This is a genomic window from Parasedimentitalea marina, assembly GCF_004006175.1.
GTDB lineage: Bacteria > Pseudomonadota > Alphaproteobacteria > Rhodobacterales > Rhodobacteraceae > Parasedimentitalea > Parasedimentitalea marina.
Window position 1 is genome coordinate 825541 of the sequence record NZ_CP033219.1, and the last position, 21280, is coordinate 846820.

The window sequence follows — 21280 nt, forward strand, 5'->3', positions numbered from 1 at the left end:
GTCAGAACCTTTGTTCAAGTTTACGGCGCAACACGATCGCGACCATGTTCATCACAATCAGAAACGTCAGCAGAACGATGATCGCAGCGGCGGTTTTTTCGGTAAAGGCGCGCTCGGGCGCATCCGCCCAAAGGAAGATTTGCACCGGCAGGGCAGTGGCTGGCTCAAGTATCGACTGCGGCACATCAACGATAAAGGCCACCATGCCGATCATCAGCAGTGGCGCGGTTTCGCCCAGGGCCTGCGCCATGCCAACAATGGCGCCCGTAAGCATGCCGGGCATGGCCACCGGTAACACATGATGAAACACCGCCTGCACAGGCGTAGCCCCAAGCGCCAGCGCCGCTTCTTTGAAAGATGGGGGCACCGCCCTAAGGGCTGCGCGTGACGCAATGATGATTGTCGGCAGGGTCATCAGTGCCAGCACCATGCCACCCACCAAAGGCGAAGAGCGTGGCATGCCGAGGTAGCCCAGCAATATCGCCAGCCCCAACAGGCCAAAGACAATCGAAGGCACGGCCGCCAGGTTGTTGATATTGACCTCGATTAGGTCAGATATCCGGTTCTTTGGGGTGAATTCTTCAAGGTAGATCGCCGCAGCGATGCCAATCGGGAAGGACAGCACAAAGCAGACAGACAGCGTCAATAGCGAGCCGACAAAGGCGCTTAGGATACCGGCGATTTCAGGCTCGCGGCTGTCGCCACTGGTAAAGAACCCCCAGTTGAAGACGCGGCGAATTTGACCACTGTCCTGCAAGTCAGTGGCCCAGTTGATTTCGGCGTCCGATATACGGCGGCGGGTTTCGGACAACTTGGTATCAACGCGGCCCTTAATCAGCATGTCCAGATCATCCGATGCCGTCAGCCACAGGGTGTGCACTCCGCCCACCAGGTTTGGGTTTTCGGCAACCGCGCGCTTGATCTCAAATCCAGCCTCAGGGCTGGCGAGATTATACAGCTTTTTCTTGTCCTTGCGTTTGCTCACATCGGGAAACCGGTCGCGCAGGCCGGATTTCAGAATTTTACCATAGCTGGCCCCAGCCAGATCCTGCGGATCAATCACGCTCAGATCCACGGTCACAGCAATCTGTGTCTGCCGGATCACGCCGGTGCCATCGCGCAGGATTGTGAAGAACATCAGCGCCAGAAAAGCCAGTGATATCAGGATGGCGAAACGCCCGGCCCATTGAAACCGCCGCTCGGCCCGGTGCCGGCGGTTTAAGTTAAACCCGGCCTTATTGGTGAAATTAATCATACTGTTCCCGATATTTCTTGACGATGTGCAGGGCGACAACGTTCAGGCAAAGAGTGAGGACAAACAACAGCAGCCCCAATGCAAAGGCGGACAATGTTTTGGCGCTGTCAAATTCCTGGTCGCCGGTCAGAAGGGTCACGATCTGCACGGTGATGGTGGTGACTGCCTCAAGCGGGTTTAGTGTCATTTGCGCTGCCAAGCCGGCCGCCATTAGCACAATCATTGTCTCGCCAATGGCGCGCGACGTGGCCAGCAGCAGCGACCCGGTGATCCCCGGTAAGGCGGCGGGCAGAACCACTCGGCGTATGGTTTCCGATTGGGTCGCCCCCAACCCCAATGAGGCGTCACGCAAAGACTGCGGCACTGCATTTATCACATCATCTGACAGCGACGAGATCAGCGGCACGATCATCATGCCCATGACGGCGCCTGCCGCCAGTGCGCTTTCGGATGCAATCTCAAGCCCGAACTGGCCACCGGTCATGCGGATGAAAGGTGCCACCGTCAGGGCCGCGAAGAACCCGTAAACCACCGTCGGGATACCAGCCAGGATTTCCAGTGCGGGCTTAATCCAGTCCCGGGCGCGCTTGCTGGCATATTCAGAAAGGTAAATCGCCGAGATCAGGCCGAGTGGTGTTGCAACCACCATGGCGATGGCACTGACCAGCAAAGTCCCATTGATCAGCGGGATGGCCCCAAAGCTGCCCTCGGTCCCAATTTGATCCGACCGGATGGCGGTTTGGGGGCTCCATTTCAGGCCAAATAGAAAGTCGGTGATTGGGACTTTTTCAAAAAACCGTAGGGTTTCGAAGACCAGTGACAGAACGATGCCGGCGGTGACCAGAATGGCCATGCCGGCAGCAGCTGCCATCAGGGATATGACCAACCGATCACGCCATGTCGATCTGTTGGAATTGGTGATGTTTAACATCTGATCCGCCATGTCAGTGGTATTCCCGGCAAGAATGCCCTGAACCGACGCTTTGCCGGTTCAGGGCGCATTGGTTTACATCGAAAGCGGGCTAAGAGCGTTGATTTCGTCAGACCATTGCTGACGCTCGTCCTCGCTCAGTGGGATCAGACCCTTGTCAGTCAGGTAACCTTCTTCGCCCCAGGCATCTTCCGAGGTGAACTCGGTCAGGAATTCAGCCATTCCCGGAACCACACCAACATGGGAGGCCTTGACGTAGAAATACAGGGACCGGGCGATGGGATAATCGCCAGCCGCGATGTCTTCGAACTCCGGCGCGACGCCGTCAATGATGGAGCCCTGAACCAGATCGCTGTTCTGCTCAAGGAAACTGTACCCAAACACACCGAAGGCGGTCGGGTTGGCCTCTAGTTTCTGAACAATCAGGTTGTCGTTTTCGCCGGCTTCAACATAGGCGCCATCTTCGCGAAGAGTGTGGCACAGCGCCTTGTAAGCAGGCTTGTCGGACTTTTTCAGCGCCTTGACCCAATCAAAGGTCTTACAGCCACCTTCCATCGCCAGTTCGACAAAGGCATCACGGGTGCCAGAGGTGGGCGGTGGCCCCAGAACCTCGATCTTCACAGCTGGCAGGCTGGGATTGATCTGGTCCCAGGTTTTGTAGGTGTTGGGCTGCGTGGTGCCATCTGCCATTGGAACATCTTTGGCCAGGGCAAGGAAAATGTCGCGCAGGCTCAACTCGACTTGTTCGGCAGCGGTAGAGTTTGCCATCACGATACCGTCGAACCCAATTTTGGCTTCAACAATATCCGTAACGCCGTTTGTTTCGCAAAGCGCAACTTCCGAGGCTTTGATCCGGCGTGAGGCGTTGGTGATGTCGGGTGTGTTGATCCCGTCACCGGCGCAGAACAGTTTCAAACCGCCGCCAGATCCGGTGCTTTCCACAATTGGTGTTTTGAAGTCGGTTGATTTGCCAAAACGTTCGGCAACGGTGGTTGAAAACGGAAACACCGTAGACGAGCCAACGATGTTGATTTGATCACGGGCAAGTGCGGGGGCAGCAGCGGCCAAAGCTATAATTGCTGTGGTGGCCATAGGCATCAGACGAACAGACATGTCATGTCTCCTTGAATATCAAACCGTTCCTTAGGGAACGCCGCCTTATGGCGCGGCTAATGATTCAGGAGTACGACAGTTATGTAACAGTTCTATGACATGCGATCGGCCTGATGGACCGGCAGATAAACGGTGAAAACCGATCCTTTTCCCGGCGTGCTTTCAATCACCATTTTGCCCAGGTGGCGCACCAGAATATGCTTTACGATTGCCAGCCCCAACCCGGTTCCGCCGACATTGCGCGAGCGGCTTTTATCAACCCGGTAAAACCGCTCTGTCAGGCGGGAAATTTCAGCCTCGGGAATGCCGTCCCCTTGGTCCGTGACCGCAACACAAATGGCTTTGGCGCCCAGCGGGCTATCATTGTCCGTGACCGCAGCCGTCAAATTAATCGTGCTGTTTTCCCTGCTATAGTTGATCGCATTCTCAAGCAGGTTGATAAAAACGCGCAGCAGATCATCGTGCTTACCCAAGACAACAGGCAGTGCGTCTGCTATCTGCAGCTCGAGTGTTTTATGCCGTTCACGGGCAAGCCCGGCCACGGTTTCACAGGCCTGTTGTAAGACCTGAGTGCTGTCCACCTGCTTCTTTAATGCCCGGCTTTCCTTGGCCTCGACTTTGGACAAAGACAGTAAATCCGTCACCAGATGGGTCATCCGTGTGACCTCTTTCGCCATCATCCCCAGAAAAAAGCTGCGAGTTTCGGCGTCAATATCCTCGGCATCCTGAAGCGATTCCACAAAGCCGGAAATGGCCGTCAGCGGTGATTTGATCTCGTGCGATACATTGGCTACAAAATCGCTGCGCATGGATTTTGCGGCGCGAAATGGGGTCCGATCCTCAAAGGTCAGGACGAACAAAAGATCCTCTTCCTTCACTGTTCGGTCCAGAATTTTAGCCACCACTTTGTATTCACGCTGAACGGGTCCCGCCGCAAACATGTTTGCGGACCGTTCGGACCCGGTTTTTATCGTTTTGCGCAGCAATTTACTGAGACCGGACTCTTTCAACCATAATGGGTTGGCATCCTCTCCGACCTGGATCGACGGGAAGCTATGCAATGTTTTCTTGTTGGCAAGAATGACGGTCCCGGTGGTGTCCACGACAAGAATAGGAACAGAGACCTGTTCGATTATCTCAGCAAAATTGATCACATGCGCCTCAAATCATTTGTTCCATACCCTATGCCTGCAAAAAGGAAGAAACTAAAGCGGGCTGATAATTCGAAGACCTCCCAATCGCTGATTGGGACGAAGACCAGAGGGAGGGCGCGGAACGAAGACATTGGGCGAGACAAGTTAATCCAAGGTTGGACAGTCCTGTCTCGCCCCATGCAAAGGGTGGTCAGTTAATGACAAAGGCCGGATTACAGGTCAAATCCGGATTACAGACCGATTGAAACGCCGTCTTGGATAACGGCTGGGTCATAGGCCTTGCGGGCGAAGACGTCCCGCAGCATCGGTTCGAAATACTCCAGCGTTTTGGTGGGGTAGTCTGGATCAAACGATGACTGGTCCCAGCGTTCGCAAAAGGTGGCGCAGGTGTCAAAACAGGGGTGATCTTTATAGCGATCACGGGCGTTTTCGTCCCAGCCGTAGTGGCGCGCGAAATACAGCATCTGGAACAATCCATGATGTTCGACCACCCAGGACACTTCCCAGCGGACAAACGGACGGATCACCTCGGCTGAAAACCGATCGTGGTTCTGCGGTGCCAGCCCGTCGCCGACATCATGCAGCAGCGCGCCGATGATCCAGTCGATATCAGCGCCATCCGCCTCGGCACGGGTGGCCGATTGCAACCCGTGTTGCAGCCGGGTGATCTGATAGCCTTCCAGCGTGGCTTCGCTCTGACGGCGCAACTCGTCCATGATGCGGTCAACGGTCAGGCCCAGATAGGGCTTTTCCAACTCGTGCAACATCAGGAATTCTTCTTGGGTACCGTCCTTCATCTGCGTAAAAGAGACTTTCTGGGAGGCCTTATTGTCGATGACTTGATCGCTCATGTGTTCGTATTCCCGCTGTCGTAAAGGGCCACAGTTTGTTCCGCACCTTCTGACAAAACGGCTTGCTGGTCACGCAAAATCGTCTTGTAAAGTGCCATATCTGACGGAGTGAACAATCCCTGAGGGCCTGCGATGTTTATCCATCCCTGCACGTCATCAATACCGCGTACCAGCATGGCGTAGTCCCGTCCAGACAGACCTTTGCGCACCTCAGGTGTTACATAGCGGATTGCCAGCCCAATGCGGCGGTCCGCTGATCTGTTTGGTCCTGACGCGTGGAAGCACCGGCCGTGGTGCAATGACATCTCCCCGGGCCGAAGTGGCCCATGGCGGGCATCGGATTCGTTGATGCCTTGGATTTCCTGACCGCGTGACAACAGATTGCTTTCGCTGAAGGTATCGGTGTGATCAACGATACCAGAATTGTGGCTGCCAGGAATAAAGCGCATGCAGCCGGCTTCGACTGAAACATCGCTTAAGGCGACCCAGGCCGTGACCTCATCATTTGTCTCGCCCATGCCCCAGTAGGTGATGTCCTGATGCCAGGATACGGTTTTCTCCGAGCCCGGCTCTTTGATGAACAATTCGACAGCCCAGGCCAACAGATTGTCACCAAGTACGGATTGCACAGCATCCAGGATGGCCGGGGTCGATGCCAATTGAGACAACAGCGGGATCACCACATGGCCGTTGACGCGAAAGTATTGCGCAAGGCTACTGCCGGCAACGCCCTCGCTATGCTCTGCCTCCAGGGTTTCAATGGCTTGGCGCAGATCAGACACGGTCTGACTGTCAAACACGTCTAGACCGCTGATATATCCATCGGCATTATACTGGTTCAGTTGCGCAGCAGTCAGGCTGCCGCTTGTGTTCATCGCGCTGTCTTTTGGCATTTCGTGTCCTTGCAATGTCCCAAAGGGGTGTTCGGGGCTGCGTCATTGTGATGTGAAGCCGGGCATCTGAGCCAGAAAGACTTCTTGCGGCTGAGGATAAGTTATACTTATCCTACGGGCATGGCTCAGACACGAATCCCATCTCTCAATTGGCTACGCGTCTTTGAGGCCGCAGCGCGGGCGCAAAGTTTTGCACGTGCAGCGGAAACCCTGAACATGAGCGCCCCAGCCGTCAGTCAGCAAATTCGCGCCTTAGAGGAACATCTGGGCCGTCAGTTATTTCAGCGCGCACCGCAGCGGGTCATTTTGACCCCTGCAGGAGCGGCCTTTCTCCCGGTTGTCCAGCATTCATTGGCGTCAGTGGAAACCACCGCAGCCTCGCTGTTCGGTGGCGTAGGGCAGACAACAATTACCCTGCAAGCGGTGACCCTATTGGCGATGAGCTGGCTTCCTGCGCGACTGGCAGCATTTGAGGCGGCACATCCGCGTTTGCGGGTCAACGTCATCTGCGGCGAGACCCTTTCGGATTTTCGCACGATCCTGCCAGGCCGCGAGCCGGATCTGCAAATCGCCTTTGGGTCGGTGACTGATTTTGCAGACACGGCCGAACCCTTTCTCCACGAAACCCTGAAAGTGGTGGCTGCCCCTGAAGTCGCGGGCACAATAGCGACACCCGGCGACCTGGCGAACTATGCGTTGTTCGAAGTGGCCGAGCACAGGTCTGGTTGGCACCAGATCCTGTCGTCTGCTTCGGATGTTGACATGCGCTCGATGGACTTTCGCATGATGGATACCACACCCTACGCATTGACCATGGCGGCGCAGGGCAGGGGGGTGGCCCTTGCGCGCTCACCTGCCAGTGACGAGCTGGTGCAGGTTCTTGGCCTTCAGTATTGTGATACCCTTCCGGATGTTCGTGGTTTACAGCGCTATTTTGTCCTGCAGCCCGGCGGCGGAGCACTGTCGCGCCATGCCGCGCTCCTTAGGGATTGGTTGCTTGTGTGTCAGGGCTAAGTGCGGGCTAGCTATCCTAGCTTAATGCCGACGTGGCAGTCAGGCCCGTTCTGTCCATTTCAGGAAACAGTAAAACAGCTCCTGCTGGGTAGAGATACCCAGTTTGACATAGGCATTTTTTCGATGGGTTTTCACGGTTGGGACTGTGATGCCCAACGTCAGACTGATCGAACGGTTTGAATGCCCCTTAAGCACCATCTGCAAGATTTCCGCCTCACGCGGGGATAGACGGTCCCGTCCGAAATCTTCAAGGGACTGCAGGTTGCTGTGGTGTGGCCGGGGCGACTGGGCAGTCCATATTACGGATTGCGCCGCGTCTATCAAAGGTTTCAGGCTGGTCAGAATGTCGACCATAGCATCGGAAAAACCACCCTCGGCGCTGGGCCTGGCAAGGCTCATTTCCGCCATCGCCCCGTCGGGCAACTGGGTCAAAACTGAGATTTCGGCCTGTCCGCGAGGCCAGCCAGGGGTCAAATACCCAATTTCCTCGCTCAATTCTGTGGTGACGCCGATTTCGCCGTCAGATACGCCCCAGTGATCGGGGGCCAGGTCCGCCATACGGTAGACGCCTGCCGTCAGGCCTTGGCGAATGGCATTGCTGACGGGGTTTAGCAGATAGGTGCCGCTGACGTAACGCTGCACTGCGGATTTTGCCATTGGGGTGGCATAGCTGTCGGCCAGATAAACCGGTGGCGCATTGCGCAGATTTACCACTGCAAACCCGGCTGTGATTGGCAATACAGCTGCCGCTGCCTGCAACAACGACTCAGCCCCTTCAACACCGGAAAACACAGCGGCAAAGGCGGTATTGGCTTTGGTCAGATCGCTCAGGGGCAGGTGTGTCATCTCCCATCCTTAGCAGGGCCGCAGAGCCGCCGCATCCTCCTTTGGGTGGATAGTGCGCAATTTTACCCTGCTGCATATAGGGGTAAATAAGAAAGGCCTATTCAGATGATCACCCTTGATACCGGCGCCGTACAGAGACTTTTGCCAAAGGTCGATGCGCTGGCGGAAATGCGTGCCATGTTCGGCGCGCTCAGTGAACAGCAAGCGGTGCAGCCGCCACAAACCCTGACCTTGTTCCCGGATGGGGGCGGGGATTTCATCACCTATCTGGGTGCGCTGGCCAAGGCAGGTGTGTTTGGCGCCAAACTGTCACCCTATTTGCCCACTGACGGCGCGCCGATCATCACTGCATGGACGGTTTTGATGTCGATGCAAACGGGCCAACCCTTAGTGATGTGCGATGCGTCAAGGCTGACAACCCTGCGCACAGCGGCGACCACGGCGCTTGCTGTTGATCTGTTGGCGCAGCCAGATGCGGCGAAGCTGACGATCATCGGCAGCGGTGCTGTGGCGATGGAGCATTGGCGGCAGGTGCGTGGAGTGCGAGGTTGGTCCGAAGTCCGGCTGTTCTCGCCCAGCTTGTCAGGCAATGACGCCCGACAAGCCGAATGGCAGGCTCAGTGTCCTGGCGTCATTTTGGCAGATACAGCCGATGATGCAGTATCGGGTGCGGATGGTGTGATGCTGTGTACCTCGTCCGGGACGCCAGTGATCGATCCGGCGCAGCTGTTGCCGCATGCTCTGGTGACCTCGATCAGTACCAATGTGGCCAACGCCCACGAGGTGCCACCGGCGTTTTTGACCGGCGCTGATGTCTATTGTGACTACCGCGTCACGACACCATCGACTGCTGGGGACATGGTGCTGGCCGCGCGCGATCATGGCTGGCTGCCCTCAATGATCCGGGGTGATTTGGCCGATCTTGTCTCTGGCATTGCCTCGCGCCCCAGCGGTGATCGGCCTGCCTTTTTCCGGTCCGTTGGACTTGGCCTCGAAGACATCGCCATGGCCCACGCCATTTACCGCGCCGCAACGGCCTGAAATAGACGGCCTGAAATAGAAAGGACCTTTGTTATGAATATCGAACCCTTTGGCGTCGAAATCTGGATGAATGAGTTTGAGACGAAATGCGATTTGAACCTTGCAGAAACCTGTGTGGAAAGCCTGACCATCGCAGAGCTGCTAGACATCACCGGCCGCAATGCCAACGATTTGTCGGCGCTGCTCGACATGAAGATGACCTATGGCGCGATCGAGGGATCGGATCGGTTGCGCACGGCGATTTCTGCGCTCTATGCCGCACAGCCCGCCCAGAACATCATCGTGACGCATGGCACCATTGGCGCCAATATGCTGGTGCACCGTGCAATGGTGGAACGCGGCGACCGCGTGGTGTCAATTGTGCCGACCTATCAACAGCACCATTCCATTCCTGCCAGCATTGGAGCCGATGTCCATATGCTGCAACTGCGCGAAGATCAGAACTGGCTGCCAGACCTGGACGCGTTGCGGCAGTTGGTACAGCCCGGCACCAAATTGATCGCGCTGACCAACCCCAACAACCCAACCGGCGCGTTGATCCCGCGTGAGATGCTGCTAGACATCGCCGAGATCGCCCGCTCAGTGGGTGCATGGGTTCTGTGTGACGAGGTCTATCGCGGCACCGATCAAGAGGGGTCTGGCACAACCGAGGCCATGGCTGATCTGTATGAGCGGGGCATCAGCACGGCGGGCATGTCCAAGGCCTATAGTTTGGCTGGTCTGCGCCTGGGATGGGTGGCCGCACCGCGCGAGGTGATCGAGGCGGTGTCCATTCAGCGTGACTATGACACCATCAGCGTCGGGATGATTGACGACCATTTTGCCGCCTTGGCCCTGGAAAACTCGGATCGTGTGCTGGCCCGGTCCCGCGCGATCACCCGTGGCAATCTTGCCCTGCTGGACGAATGGATCGCGGGCGAGCCGAAACTATCCTGGGTGCGGCCCCGTTCCGGGACTACGGCCTTGGTGAAATTCGACCTGCCGATGTCATCGCGGGATTTCTGCGTCGCGTTGTTGCAGGACACCGGCGTGATGTTCACCCCCGGCTCGGCCTTGGGGATGGAGGGCTATGTGCGGATCGGTTACGCCAATGCGCCGGACATCTTGAAAGAGGGCCTGAATTTGGTGTCAGAATTTCTAGCCTAGGCTATCTTGTCAGTTGCTAGACTTCCCCGTCGTCCTGCGGTATCTGCTGGTGAAATTGCACCTGAGCGTCTCGTTACCCGCATCCCATTGCGTCGCGAAACCTTCATAAGCCAAGGATGTCCGGCCTGTGTTGCCCGCTAACGACATTATACGAATTATGTCCCCGGCTCTCTAACCTATGAGACGCCGGGCCAAGGTGTTTGAGACCTCGCACCGTACGCTTCGACATTCCGAACAGATTACCGATAAGGACGCCCCTCATGTGCGCCGATACAGCCGAAACACCCGATTACAAATCCACGCTGAACCTGCCCAAAACTGATTTCCCAATGCGCGCAGGCCTGCCCAAGCGCGAGCCACAATGGCTGGATCGCTGGGCTAAAATCGGCGTCTATGACCGGTTGCGGGAAAAGGCCCTCGCCAGCCAGGGCGAAGACCAAACCACCCGTGAGCCCTTTACTCTGCACGATGGCCCACCCTATGCGAACGGCCATTTACACATCGGTCACGCCTTGAACAAGACGATCAAGGACATGATCGTGCGCTCGCATCAGATGATGGGATTTGACGCGCGTTACGTGCCGGGCTGGGACTGCCACGGTCTGCCGATCGAGTGGAAGATCGAAGAGAAATACCGCAAGAAGGGCAAGAACAAGGACGACGTCGATGTGGTCGACTTCCGTCAGGAATGCCGCAAGTTCGCCGAGGGCTGGGTGGATATCCAGCGTGAAGAATTCAAACGCCTGGGCATCACTGGCAACTGGGATGATCCCTATCTGACCATGGCCTATCACGCCGAGGCGGTGATTGCTGGTGAATTCCAGAAGTTCCTGATGAACGGAACGCTCTATCAGGGCTCAAAACCCGTCATGTGGTCGCCGGTTGAAAAAACCGCCCTGGCCGAGGCCGAGGTCGAATACCACGACAAAGAGAGCCACACTATCTGGGTGAAGTTTAAGGTGGCTGGCGGTGATCAAATACTGGCATTTGGTGACGAAAAGGTAGAACTTTACGAAAAGCCGGAAGGCAAAGCGGCTGTTGATGCTCTTGCCGGTGCCTATGTAGTGATCTGGACCACGACCCCGTGGACGATCCCGTCGAATAAGGCCGTCGTGTTTGGTAAGGACATTGCCTACGGCCTGTACGAGGTCACCGGGACGCCTGAGGAATCTTGGGTCAAGGTTGGCGACAAATACCTTCTGGCCGATAATCTGGCCACTGAAGTGATGAAGCGCGCCCGTCTGTCCGAAGATCAGTACACTCGGTTGCGTGATGTTCGGACGGGTGAGTTGAAAGCTATTTGCCTCAACCATCCCCTTGCAGGTGCCGAAGGTGGCAGCGGCGAATGGGACGATATCCGTGATTTCCGTGAGGCTGACTTTGTCACCGACACCGAGGGCACCGGTTTTGTGCACTGTGCACCAAGCCACGGTATGGAGGAATTCGAACTCTACCGTGATCTCGGGATGCTAGAGCAGGTCATCACCTACAATGTGATGGACGATGGCGGTTTTCGCGCTGAACTGCCATTCTTTGGCGGCAGCTATATCCTCAACCGCAAAGGCGGTGAGGGCGACGCCAACAAAAAGATCATCGACAAACTGGTCGAGGTTGGTGGGCTGCTGGCGCGTGGCAAGATCAAGCACAGCTATCCGCATTCCTGGCGCTCGAAAGCGCCGATCATCTATCGCAACACACCCCAGTGGTTTGCTGCCGTAGACCGCGAGATCGGCGACGGTCAGGACACCCACGGCAAGACCATCCGTGACCGGGCCCTGACCTCGATTGATGAACTGGTGAAATGGACCCCGCAAAAGGGCCGCAATCGACTGCACTCGATGATCGAAGCGCGCCCCGATTGGGTTCTGTCGCGCCAGCGCGCCTGGGGCGTGCCGCTGACCTGCTTTGTCAAAAAGGGTCTGCTGCCCACTGATCCCGGTTTCCTATTGCGTGATGATGCGGTCAACGCCCGCGTTGTTGCCGCGTTCGAGGCCGAAGGTGCCGATGCCTGGTATATGGACGGCGCCAAGGAACGCTTCTTGGGCAGTGACTACAATGCGGATGAATGGGAGCAGGTCTTTGACGTGCTCGACGTCTGGTTCGACTCCGGTTCGACCCACGCCTTTGTGCTGCGCGACCGCGAAGATGGCACCAAGGACGGCATCGCTGATGTCTATATGGAGGGCACCGACCAGCACCGCGGTTGGTTCCACTCATCGCTGTTACAGGCCTGCGGCACCTTGGGCCGCGCGCCCTATCGCAACGTGGTGACACACGGGTTCACCCTGGACGCCAAGGGCATGAAAATGTCCAAATCGCTGGGCAATACCATCGTGCCGGAAACCGTGGTCAAACAATACGGCGCTGATATCCTGCGTCTCTGGGTGGCCCAGACCGACTATACCGCCGATCAGCGGATCGGACCCGAGATCCTGAAAGGCGTGGCCGACAGCTATCGTCGCCTGCGCAATACCATGCGGTATATTCTTGGCTCTTTGGGTGATTTCTCAGAGGATCAGCGGGTTGACCCGGCGGACATGCCCGAGTTGGAGCAATGGGTGCTGCACCGGATGGCCGAGCTGGACCACAAGGTGCGCACTGGCTACCAGTCGTTTGACTTCCAGGGCGTGTTCTCGGCTGTGTTCAACTTTGCCACAGTGGATATGTCGGCCTTTTACTTCGACGTCCGCAAGGATGCGTTGTATTGTGATGGCGATACGCTGAATGCCCGCGCCGCGCGTACCGTGCTGGATCTGCTGTTCCACCGTCTCACCGCATGGCTGGCACCGGTTCTGGTGTTCACAATGGAGGAAGTCTGGCTCGAACGGTATCCCGGTGATGACAGCTCAATCCACCTGACCGATATGCCTGATACACCAGCAGATTGGCTGAACGAGCCGCTGGCCGCGAAATGGGCAGGCATCCGCCAGGCCCGTCGTGTGGTCACCGCAGCGCTGGAAATCCAGCGGATCGACAAGGTCATCGGTGCCTCGCTTGAGGCCTCACCGGTGGTGCATGTCCGGGACGAGACGGTGCGTGACGCGCTGAATTCAGTCAATTTTGCTGATATCTGCATCACCTCAGATGTGGCCCTCAGCGGCGACCCGGCCCCAGCCGAGGCCTTCCGTATGCCTGAAGTGGATGGCATCTCGGTGGTGTTTGAAAAAGCTGACGGCGAAAAATGCCAGCGTTGCTGGAAGATCTTGCCAGATGTTGGTCAACACAGTCACACCGATGTTTGCGGCCGTTGTGATGACGCGCTGGGCTAAGCAATAAGACCTGCAGGCCTGTCAGGGTCCTGCGCGCCGCTCTTCCCCTCGATGGGGGAGGGCGGCGCATTTTGATTCAGGACTGCCTGGGCCGCTTTACATGAAAAGGGCGGCGACATCATATTCGGCAGTTGCGACCTGATCCGTGACCTCCACGGTGCTGGCGGACAGTCCCAGTATAATCGATTCCATATCTGCCTCGCTGGGCGGGGGCAGGGTGGTTGCTGCGTCCTGAGACGTCTCGTCGACGACACCCACAGCTTGGACCGCAGTATCGGTTTCCACTGGAACAGCTGGTTCGGTGGTCGCCGCAGCCTGAGTCTCTTCTGCGGATGCCGCCTGTTTTGCACGCCAGCCCCAGGCCTTGGCGTGGTCTGGTGGGCCAACCTGCTTGTTGGCTGCGGGCGAGTTGAGGGCGGTGTTGAGGCCGCCAACGGCTGAAACTGATTGCATGGTGTTTCTCCAAAAGATCTGGGGGCAGAGTGTGTGCGGCCTTGATCCTGAGGGCAATTTATTGAAACTTCGCTGAAATAGGGGACGACCTGTGATCAGAATTGATTAGATTTTTTACGGTATTTTCAAAGTGTGGTTTTGTTTGAAAAATAACATCTGTTGTGGGCTCTTAAATAGGTAAGGTTTTAATGTTCGGGCCGCTTTGGTCGCAGCCTTGTCCTGAATACTCGTTGAAAAAGTCACAGAAAATTCAGGCTGACCGGTCAGCCTCCCGATAAAGCTCCCCTTGGGCATTTTAGTCCATGTAATGATACAGGTTGCGCCTTGTACTGGCTGCTGAAATGAATGCATGGTGCAATCCATGCATATAGCCTCGTTAGATACACCCGTTGGCATTCTCTCGGTCTACGAACAGGACGGCGCAATTGTGCGACTGGACTGGTCGGCCGGGGGCGCTGATCGGTCGGGTCTGCTGGATGCGGCATTGGATCAGTTGCGGGCCTATTTCGCCGGTGAGTTGAAGGATTTTGACTTACCGCTACAGGTGGGCGGCTCTGATTTTCAGCGCGCTGTCTGTGACGCCATGTCAGCGATCCCTTTTGGCGAGACCCGCACTTATGGTGATATAGCCCGTGATCTGGGCGGGGCCGCGCAGCCAGTGGGCAATGCCTGTGGCGCCAATCCGATCCCGGTGATTATCCCCTGTCACAGGGTGCTGGGGGCCAATGGGCTGGGCGGGTTCTCCGGCGCCGGCGGGGTCGAGACCAAGGTGGCGCTGTTAAAGCACGAAGGTGCCGCAGGTCTTTTGATTTGAGGATTACATGAGCGCGACACTATTTCTGGCGGTGCTGTTTGCCGCCTTTTTACATGCGGGTTGGAACGCGCTGGTCAAAACTGGCGGCGATAAATTTCAGGCAATGTTCATTCTGTCGACCTCGCAGGGGGCGATGGGGCTGGTGATGACCTTGGTCTTACCGCTCCCTCAAGGACAGGTCTGGCTGTGGTTACTGGCATCGGGCTTGGTGCATTCGCTGTACAAGTTTTTCCTGACCTCAGCCTATGAACACGGCGATCTAAGCCGGGTTTATCCAATTGCCCGCGGGTTGGCGCCGATGCTGGTGGCGCTGGTTGGTGTGTTTTTCCTGGCTGACCAATTGTCCGCACTGGAGTATTTTGGCATTGCCGCGCTGGGTGCAGGTATCATTGCGATGGCGCGCGGAGTGTTCAGCAATGGTGAAAGCCAACACATGCTGCGCTTTGCTTTTGGATCTGCCCTGATGACGGCCTGCTACTCGCTGATCGACGGCCTGGGCGCGCGCGCGGCAGGGGACGCGACATTGTTTGTCGCCTGGATGTTCTTGATTGATGGAGTGATTTTTGGCTCTTGGGCGTTGTGGCGTAGGGGAGGCTCAGGGCTGGTGGCGGGGCGTCGCGACTGGTTGCGCGGCTGCATGGCCGGTGGGGCCTCATTGGGGGCCTATTGGATCGCCGTTTGGGCGATGACACAGGCGCCAATTGCGCTGGTGACGGCGCTGCGCGAGACTTCAATCCTGTTTGCGGTGCTGATCGGCGTGGTGGTCTTCCGCGAGAGGTTTGATCGCACCAAAGCCGTGGCGACAGTGCTGATCGTCGGCGGTGTGGTGCTGACGCGGATTTAGGCCAGGGGCCGAATGACCTCAGCTGTCCTGAGGTTTGCGCTGAACCGGAACAATCTGTTGAACAACGCCAACAAACAGCAGGTAGATCGACGTCACCACCAGACCCCAATGCGCCCAGCTTTGGGGATGGAAATCCACCCAGGCGGCCCATCCGGCAAAGAATGTCCAGGCAAGGGCTACTGGCAATGTTACCAAACGCCAGCGCTCGGTACGGACTGGATGAACGAATTTCAAAGGTAAGAACATTGCAACAGACAACAAGGTGACCAAGGCCAGGCTGGTCCAGTGGCTGGGCTGCAGTGCAAAGATCACCAGCACCAGCATGTTCCAGCAACCAGGAAAGCCCGAAAACGAGTTATCCTTGGTCTTCATCCGCGTATCTGCGAAATACATTGCACTGGCAAAGGTGATGACGATGATCGCAAACCAGCCGGTCCAACCTGCCATCAGCCCCGAATTGAACAGGGCAAAGGCCGGGATGAAGACATAGGTCAGGTAGTCGATGATCATATCCAACAGCACGCCATCAAACTGTGGCGCATAGCGCTTAACGTCGAAACGTCGCGCCAACGGTCCGTCGATGCCATCAACAACAAAGGCCACCACCAGCCATAGGAACATCAGGTCCCACTTGGCATCGACGGCAGCAAGCATTGCCAGCATCGCCAATACGGCGCCAGTGGCGGTGAAAAGGTGGACACAAAGGGCGCGGATCTGAGGAGTCATTTGACCGTGATGCCGAATTTCCCCTCAGCCTGCAAGGGTTCAGCTGTCGATCACGTCATTTTCCATCGCTTTGCGGAACAGGGTTTCGGTCATATCGCTGGCAGCACTCCGCCCGGCTCCCTGATTGCCCGGGCCGTCGGCGGGAATAAATTCCCCGCGTGCAGCCTTGGTTGTACGGTAAGCATCAAATTCTTGATCTGAGATCTGGCCGTCACCATCAAGGTCTAGGTCTTTCAGAATTTGGCTAAAGTCGAGCCGACCCAGCTGATCCTTTAACGCGACGGGCGAGGGATCTGGCGCTGTGTTGTTGGGTAGCTGTGTTGCAGCAGACACAATCATCTTGGCATCCTTTCTGGAAAAATACGAAACCAAGACACCAGAAAACACTTAACTATAGGTTGATTTGTTGACTCGAAATACACCGTTGGCAGTCTGTGCTCTGGCGGCCTTACCCGATAACGGGCAAAGCCATTGCGATGTCAGTTGCTGACGCGGACGTCTTCCAGAGGATAGGCTAGGTAATCCTGTTCTTCCCAACTCATGTGGCAGTCATGGCAAAAAGACTGTTTGAATTTCATTGGTTTTCCGTTGGGTTGAATACCCCCATAAAGCCAATCTGCGGTTTCTGGCGAGGCACCGGCTGCTAGCTTGGTCATTAAAAACAGCGGTCCAACCACAGCGGCGTTCTTCTTTTTATTGATCTTGATGCTTTCTTTGGCCAAGCGTGCGCCAACGGACATCACCACGTCTTCTTCGGCGAATTTCAGATATTGCTCGGCTGCGATATCGTTGGCATAGGTCAGCAGCAACCGGTTGCCATGGGCGCCTGCCACGCCGTGGCGAGTGCCTGAGACGGTCCAGTTTCGATAGTTTTTGGCGACCATATCGCCACCCTTGGTATAGCCCTCGACCATCCGGTCGCCAATGCAGGCGTAAATGCTGTCAATGTCTGCTTCGGTCAAATCAAAGGGCTCAGTGGTTGAAACCGGGCAGTCCTGCGCCTGTGCGCCTGTGCTCGCGAGCAGGGCAAAGGATACGACAGCTGCAAATTTCACTAGGTGGTTCATGGTCATGGCTCCCGTTGTTTTGCTATCACCGGCTTGGCTTCACAAGGTTACAGGTTTCCGGCCAGTCCACATTGCACGATGCTACACAAGCCCGTGACGAGGTTAAGCCTTGGGGTGAGCGTTGTTGTAGACGTCCATCAAATGCGCAGTATCGACGGCCGTATAGGCCTGGGTGGTCGACAGCGAGGCATGCCCCAAAAGTTCTTGGATAGAGCGCAGGTCGCCGCCGGCTTCCAGCAAATGGGTGGCAAAGCTGTGGCGCAGGGCATGTGGGGTGGCGGTTGCGGGCAGGCCCAACTGGGCGCGTGTGCGGGCCATCACACTTTGGATAAGCCGGGGGTTCAGCGCACCACCCCGCACGCCGTAAAACAATGGCGAATGTGCACCTTGGGGGTAGGGGCACAGGGTCAGATAGCGATCAACAGCATCGCGCGCTGCACGGATAACCGGAACGACACGTTCTTTGCCGCCTTTGCCGGTGATCCGCAGAACGTCTGCAATTGGCGCGTCGCTGCCTTTCAGCCCCAAGGCCTCAGAGATGCGCAGCCCGCAGCCGTATAGCAAAGTCACCACCGCGACGTCGCGCGCAGCGACCCAATCCGTGGTGGATTGTAACTCAACAGTGTCCAAAACTGCCTTTGCCGCCTCTGCAGCCAATGGGCGAGGCAGTTTTTTCTGAAATTTGGGGGCGCGCGCCATCAGGACGGCACTTGGCTCAAACCCTTCTCGGTCGGCCAGCCAGCGGTAGAAACTTTTGACCGCTGATAATTTACGCGCCAACGACCGCGCCCCGGTGCCCGCTTTGCGGGTCTCAGCCATCCACGCGCGCATGTCGCCGATGGTGATCTTTTGCAAGGCGCCCAACCCCTGCGGGCTGGAGAAATGCAGCGTCATAAAGGAAAGAAACTCTCCGACGTCACTGCGATAGGCTGTCAGGGTGTTTTCAGCGGCACCTTTTAGCGCGCTTTGGCTGGCCAGCCAGTTTTGCAGGGCGTCACGACAGGCTGGGGAAATCAGGCTCAAGACAACCAGTGGCGCATTGACCGTTCAAAGACGTCAGCAAAGAACGTCAGCAGATCGGTGCCATGCTGCGGCGTGAATTGATGTGGGTCTTCGGCGCCCAGTACCAGCAGGCCAGGTAGGCGGCCGTTGCCAAGGTCCAGTTTCAGGCAGGCCTCGGACTGGATCCAGCTGGCCTTGTCGCCATAGATCTGCTGTGCGCCGCCCTGCACCTGTCGCAAAGAGACCTGCCGGACGATGCCGCCGCGTCCCTGGCTGACATAGTCATCGATAAAGCCCGGTTCGACGATATTGAGAACTTCACCCATGCGTTTAACAGCAGGATTTTTGTCGTCTTGCACGGTTTCCAGCACTAGCGTCACCGCTTCGAGCCGTAGAATTTCAGCAATGTCACCGCGCAGGTTCTGCAGAAAATCCTCAAAATTGGTGGGATCCATCAAGGCCAAAATAGCGCGATGAATTTGATTGGTGCCGGCTAGATTGTCATAGGCCGCTGCAATGACCGAGCGATGGGTGTCTTCCAGCCGATCCAGCCGCGCCTCCATCCGCTCCATTGCGATGCCGCGCAAATCAACAATATTGGCGCCCATGGCACGTTCATTGGCCGAGACCAGCGCGTTCATCGCGGTTTGATCGTCAAGCACGGCGTCGGGTTTGGCGACGATGGCCTGACGGAGGGATTCTTCTAGGACGGGGCTGCTGCTCATAGTGTGACCTCTGGTGGGTTTGGCGCAGGGTATAACATGGGTTTTAACGAAAAGTGGGGAAAAATTGCCCAAGCGCAGTTTTTTGCGCAGCAAAGCAAAAACTAGGGCTCTCGCCGGGTCCGTGGGACACGGTATTGATCCGGGCGTTGGGTCCCCAAGGGATCAATCAGCCCACGCGTGTTGAAAAAGGCGGCTTCCGGTCGTGGGTGGTACAGGGCATCCGAGCCAATTGTGAGCAGAACGCTCTAGGTGGAATGGCGCCAGTGAAGGACAATAAGGCAACAGTCTGGCGGGAGTGAAGTTTGAAAGCTCTAATTAAAACCCTATCTCGCCTGTTGTATCTAGCAATCTCGTAGACCGGTTACTATGTGGCCATCCGTATCGTAGGCGCAAGGCAGCGACAATATACGTGAAGGATCTGTTTCGTGGCGATAGGCAAGTTATTAAAAGACCGAAAGACCGGGGACTCGTCTTCGGATCATGCTCACCGACTTCTTTTTGTCATGGCTGAACTTATTTTCTTGGTCATCCTACTGGCAGTCGCGAATATTTCTATTTTCGTCGACGCAACGATCCTTCAAAATAGTTTGTCGGAGAGATCGATTTCCCAATATTTGCAAAGTTCAATTATTCTGGTGTCATCAACCATCTTCGCTCTGGGTGCGGTCAAGTATCCTAACAAAAGAGGGTACCTGGCGCTGGTGGCTGCACTTTTCACCTGTATGTTCATTCGCGAAAATGACTCTTTATTTGATAATATCCGACATGGCTTTTGGGTCGTTCCAGTCCTCTGTGTCTTGATCGTGAGTGGTTGGTTTACTGCGCGAAATCGGGACACTGTAACGGAGCCCTTTTTATACCACCTGGAAGGCAGGCACTCTACTCTCGTCTACGCTGGATTTATTATTGTCGTCGTTTTCAGCAGGCTCTTTGGAACCGGATCCTTTTGGGAAGCGGTAATGGGAAACAACTATAACTCAAGTTATAAGTCCATTATTCAGGAGGGGTTGGAGCTATTGGGTTATGTGTTGATCTTACATGGGTCCTGCATGTCATTCTTAGGCCGGTTCGGCGATCACATAGCCGGAACGCAGCGCTCCCGCGAATGATGGTTTCGAATAATCTTCCGAGACGAAAAGCACGTCAGTAAGCTAACGCGACCCGAGGAACTCGTAAGCAGATATGCAGCAAATTTGAACTCAACGGGCGATGCAATTGCTTCCCCGGTGCTGAATTTGACCCTTTGTTGCCTGATGACTTGAAGGTCCGAATGGGGCCGCTCGCGTGATTGTGAAAGATTGATCTGCCGGATCCCAAACGAAAAGGGAGGCACCATTTGGCGCCTCCCTCAATCCGTGAGTTGGTAATGTGCTTACAGGATCTTGATATCAGCCGCTTTGATATCAGCCAGGAATGTTGCCAGGCCCTTGTCCGTCAGCGGGTGGTTGACCAGCGATTTGATCACAGCAGGTGGCGCGGTGATTACGTCAGCGCCCAAACGGGCCGAGTCGAGGATATGGTTGGCCGAGCGGATAGAGGCGGCCAGGATCTGGGTGTCGAAACCGTAGTTGTCATAGATGGTGCGGATGTCTTCGATCAGCTCCATGCCGTCCAGGTTGATGTCATCCAGACGACCGATGAAGGGCGAGATGAATGTTGCACCGGCTTTGGCCGCCAGCAGCGCCTGGTTGGCCGAGAAGCACAGGGTGACGTTGACCATGTGTCCGTCGTCGGTCAGGGTTTTACAGGCTTTCAGACCATCCCATGTCAGGGGCACTTTGACGGCGATGTTTTCGGCGATCTCGACCAGCTTGCGGCCTTCGGCGATCATAGTGTCCGCATCAACCGCAGTGACCTCGGCCGAAACTGGACCGTCGACCAGCGCGCAGATTTCCTTGGTGACTTCGATGATGTCCCGCCCGGATTTCTTGATCAGCGAGGGGTTGGTGGTGACGCCGTCAACCATCCCGAGATCGTTCAGCTCGGCAATGGCGTCAATCTCGGCGGTGTCTACGAAGAATTTCATGTCAGGGATCCTTTGGATGGGTTGGCCAATGTTTGCGCTAACCTTTTACGCAGCGTCGAAGGTTTGCGCTAGCCTTTAACGCAATAGAGAGGCATTAAAAACCCCTGAGG

Annotated in this window: 20 protein-coding genes and 1 pseudogene; 7 read left to right on the plus strand and 14 right to left on the minus strand. The window is 56.3% G+C overall.

All coding sequences use genetic code 11. From position 1 onward, the window contains the following. Position 1: 1 nt before the first annotated feature. From pstA to EBB79_RS04045, 6 genes and pseudogenes are all read right to left on the minus strand, one after another. Positions 2-1255 (minus strand): phosphate ABC transporter permease PstA, encoded by a 1254-nt coding sequence (pstA, locus tag EBB79_RS04020; protein ID WP_127747695.1) that lies wholly within the window; start codon positions 1253-1255, stop codon positions 2-4. Continuing rightward, a pseudogene (gene pstC, locus EBB79_RS04025) lies at positions 1248-2147 on the minus strand (phosphate ABC transporter permease subunit PstC); the annotation flags it as partial. The gene pstA and the pseudogene pstC, both read right to left, overlap by 8 nt. Before the next feature lie 114 nt (positions 2148-2261). Further along, positions 2262-3299 (minus strand): PstS family phosphate ABC transporter substrate-binding protein, encoded by a 1038-nt coding sequence (locus tag EBB79_RS04030; protein ID WP_127747697.1) that lies wholly within the window; start codon positions 3297-3299, stop codon positions 2262-2264. Positions 3300-3391: 92 nt separating this feature from the next. Next, on the minus strand, positions 3392-4453 hold the full coding sequence (locus EBB79_RS04035; protein WP_127747698.1) for a sensor histidine kinase: 1062 nt from the start codon (positions 4451-4453) through the stop codon (positions 3392-3394). Between the two features lie 230 nt (positions 4454-4683). Next, entirely contained in the window at positions 4684-5304 is a 621-nt protein-coding gene (locus tag EBB79_RS04040) for an HD domain-containing protein (protein WP_238704991.1), read from the minus strand. After that, the gene (locus EBB79_RS04045) at positions 5301-6197 is read right to left on the minus strand and encodes a phytanoyl-CoA dioxygenase family protein (protein WP_127747699.1); all 897 of its coding nucleotides are present in this window, start codon (positions 6195-6197) and stop codon (positions 5301-5303) included. Before EBB79_RS04045 ends, EBB79_RS04040 begins: the two co-directional genes overlap by 4 nt. A 120-nt stretch (positions 6198-6317) precedes the next feature. Here EBB79_RS04045 and EBB79_RS04050 point away from each other — a divergent pair, with 120 nt between their 5' ends. Beyond that, on the plus strand, positions 6318-7211 hold the full coding sequence (locus EBB79_RS04050) for a LysR family transcriptional regulator (RefSeq protein WP_127747700.1): 894 nt from the start codon (positions 6318-6320) through the stop codon (positions 7209-7211). A 39-nt stretch (positions 7212-7250) separates the two neighbouring features. Here the strand turns inward: EBB79_RS04050 and EBB79_RS04055 are convergent, their stop codons facing one another. Beyond that, positions 7251-8057, minus strand: coding sequence for a helix-turn-helix transcriptional regulator (locus tag EBB79_RS04055; RefSeq protein WP_127747701.1), 807 nt, complete (start codon positions 8055-8057; stop codon positions 7251-7253). 105 nt (positions 8058-8162) lie between these two features. Here EBB79_RS04055 and EBB79_RS04060 point away from each other — a divergent pair, with 105 nt between their 5' ends. The 3 genes from EBB79_RS04060 to ileS all read left to right on the plus strand — a co-directional run bounded on the left by EBB79_RS04060 (position 8163) and on the right by ileS (position 13513). Beyond that, positions 8163-9098, plus strand: a complete 936-nt coding sequence (locus EBB79_RS04060) for an ornithine cyclodeaminase family protein (RefSeq protein ID WP_127747702.1) — start codon at positions 8163-8165, stop codon at positions 9096-9098. A gap of 33 nt (positions 9099-9131) precedes the next feature. Then, positions 9132-10244 carry an aminotransferase gene (locus EBB79_RS04065; protein ID WP_127747703.1) on the plus strand — a complete coding sequence of 371 codons (1113 nt, stop codon included), beginning with the start codon at positions 9132-9134 and terminating at the stop codon, positions 10242-10244. 260 nt (positions 10245-10504) lie between these two features. Then, complete coding sequence (gene ileS, locus EBB79_RS04070) at positions 10505-13513, plus strand: isoleucine--tRNA ligase (RefSeq protein ID WP_127747704.1); 3009 nt, start codon at positions 10505-10507, stop codon at positions 13511-13513. 96 nt (positions 13514-13609) lie between these two features. On the opposite strand, the gene EBB79_RS04075 is transcribed toward ileS, so the two are convergent. Then, entirely contained in the window at positions 13610-13966 is a 357-nt protein-coding gene (locus EBB79_RS04075) for a hypothetical protein (RefSeq protein WP_127747705.1), read from the minus strand. Between the two features lie 361 nt (positions 13967-14327). Between EBB79_RS04075 and EBB79_RS04080 the strand changes: the two genes are divergently transcribed. Continuing rightward, positions 14328-14780 (plus strand): methylated-DNA--[protein]-cysteine S-methyltransferase, encoded by a 453-nt coding sequence (locus EBB79_RS04080; RefSeq protein ID WP_127747706.1) that lies wholly within the window; start codon positions 14328-14330, stop codon positions 14778-14780. 7 nt (positions 14781-14787) lie between these two features. Then, positions 14788-15624 (plus strand): EamA family transporter, encoded by an 837-nt coding sequence (locus EBB79_RS04085; protein WP_127747707.1) that lies wholly within the window; start codon positions 14788-14790, stop codon positions 15622-15624. Between the two features lie 18 nt (positions 15625-15642). Here EBB79_RS04085 and EBB79_RS04090 read toward each other — a convergent pair whose 3' ends face one another. From EBB79_RS04090 to EBB79_RS04110, 5 genes are all read right to left on the minus strand, one after another. Then, positions 15643-16350, minus strand: a complete 708-nt coding sequence (locus tag EBB79_RS04090) for a CDP-alcohol phosphatidyltransferase family protein (protein WP_127747708.1) — start codon at positions 16348-16350, stop codon at positions 15643-15645. Between the two features lie 39 nt (positions 16351-16389). Continuing rightward, positions 16390-16689 carry a hypothetical protein gene (locus EBB79_RS04095; protein ID WP_127747709.1) on the minus strand — a complete coding sequence of 100 codons (300 nt, stop codon included), beginning with the start codon at positions 16687-16689 and terminating at the stop codon, positions 16390-16392. 140 nt (positions 16690-16829) lie between these two features. Continuing rightward, positions 16830-17417: a cytochrome P460 family protein gene (locus tag EBB79_RS04100; protein WP_127747710.1), complete on the minus strand. Its 588-nt coding sequence runs from the start codon at positions 17415-17417 to the stop codon at positions 16830-16832. A gap of 102 nt (positions 17418-17519) precedes the next feature. Next, positions 17520-18440, minus strand: coding sequence for a tyrosine recombinase XerC (locus tag EBB79_RS04105; RefSeq protein ID WP_127747711.1), 921 nt, complete (start codon positions 18438-18440; stop codon positions 17520-17522). Then, positions 18437-19144 carry a DUF484 family protein gene (locus EBB79_RS04110; RefSeq protein WP_127747712.1) on the minus strand — a complete coding sequence of 236 codons (708 nt, stop codon included), beginning with the start codon at positions 19142-19144 and terminating at the stop codon, positions 18437-18439. The genes EBB79_RS04105 and EBB79_RS04110 overlap by 4 nt, the downstream gene beginning before the upstream one ends. Before the next feature lie 425 nt (positions 19145-19569). Between EBB79_RS04110 and EBB79_RS04115 the strand changes: the two genes are divergently transcribed. Further along, positions 19570-20253, plus strand: a complete 684-nt coding sequence (locus EBB79_RS04115; RefSeq protein WP_127747713.1) for a hypothetical protein — start codon at positions 19570-19572, stop codon at positions 20251-20253. Between the two features lie 263 nt (positions 20254-20516). On the opposite strand, the gene fsa is transcribed toward EBB79_RS04115, so the two are convergent. Further along, positions 20517-21170 carry a fructose-6-phosphate aldolase gene (gene fsa, locus EBB79_RS04120; protein ID WP_127747714.1) on the minus strand — a complete coding sequence of 218 codons (654 nt, stop codon included), beginning with the start codon at positions 21168-21170 and terminating at the stop codon, positions 20517-20519. Between the last annotated feature and the right edge of the window lie 110 nt (positions 21171-21280).

What these genes read in the sequence shown, in the direction of transcription:
- EBB79_RS04040 (WP_238704991.1), bottom strand. Translation starts at nt 5,304, where the DNA reads ATGAGCGATCAAGTCATCGACAATAAGGCCTCCCAGAAAGTCTCTTTT.
- EBB79_RS04055 (WP_127747701.1), bottom strand. Translation starts at nt 8,057, where the DNA reads ATGACACACCTGCCCCTGAGCGATCTGACCAAAGCCAATACCGCCTTT.
- EBB79_RS04085 (WP_127747707.1), top strand. Translation starts at nt 14,788, where the DNA reads ATGAGCGCGACACTATTTCTGGCGGTGCTGTTTGCCGCCTTTTTACAT.
- ileS (WP_127747704.1), top strand. Translation starts at nt 10,505, where the DNA reads ATGTGCGCCGATACAGCCGAAACACCCGATTACAAATCCACGCTGAAC.
- EBB79_RS04075 (WP_127747705.1), bottom strand. Translation starts at nt 13,966, where the DNA reads ATGCAATCAGTTTCAGCCGTTGGCGGCCTCAACACCGCCCTCAACTCG.
- EBB79_RS04100 (WP_127747710.1), bottom strand. Translation starts at nt 17,417, where the DNA reads ATGAACCACCTAGTGAAATTTGCAGCTGTCGTATCCTTTGCCCTGCTC.
- fsa (WP_127747714.1), bottom strand. Translation starts at nt 21,170, where the DNA reads ATGAAATTCTTCGTAGACACCGCCGAGATTGACGCCATTGCCGAGCTG.
- EBB79_RS04110 (WP_127747712.1), bottom strand. Translation starts at nt 19,144, where the DNA reads ATGAGCAGCAGCCCCGTCCTAGAAGAATCCCTCCGTCAGGCCATCGTC.
- pstA (WP_127747695.1), bottom strand. Translation starts at nt 1,255, where the DNA reads ATGATTAATTTCACCAATAAGGCCGGGTTTAACTTAAACCGCCGGCAC.
- EBB79_RS04095 (WP_127747709.1), bottom strand. Translation starts at nt 16,689, where the DNA reads ATGATTGTGTCTGCTGCAACACAGCTACCCAACAACACAGCGCCAGAT.
- EBB79_RS04090 (WP_127747708.1), bottom strand. Translation starts at nt 16,350, where the DNA reads ATGACTCCTCAGATCCGCGCCCTTTGTGTCCACCTTTTCACCGCCACT.
- EBB79_RS04080 (WP_127747706.1), top strand. Translation starts at nt 14,328, where the DNA reads ATGCATATAGCCTCGTTAGATACACCCGTTGGCATTCTCTCGGTCTAC.
- EBB79_RS04065 (WP_127747703.1), top strand. Translation starts at nt 9,132, where the DNA reads ATGAATATCGAACCCTTTGGCGTCGAAATCTGGATGAATGAGTTTGAG.
- EBB79_RS04030 (WP_127747697.1), bottom strand. Translation starts at nt 3,299, where the DNA reads ATGTCTGTTCGTCTGATGCCTATGGCCACCACAGCAATTATAGCTTTG.
- EBB79_RS04045 (WP_127747699.1), bottom strand. Translation starts at nt 6,197, where the DNA reads ATGCCAAAAGACAGCGCGATGAACACAAGCGGCAGCCTGACTGCTGCG.
- EBB79_RS04050 (WP_127747700.1), top strand. Translation starts at nt 6,318, where the DNA reads ATGGCTCAGACACGAATCCCATCTCTCAATTGGCTACGCGTCTTTGAG.
- EBB79_RS04060 (WP_127747702.1), top strand. Translation starts at nt 8,163, where the DNA reads ATGATCACCCTTGATACCGGCGCCGTACAGAGACTTTTGCCAAAGGTC.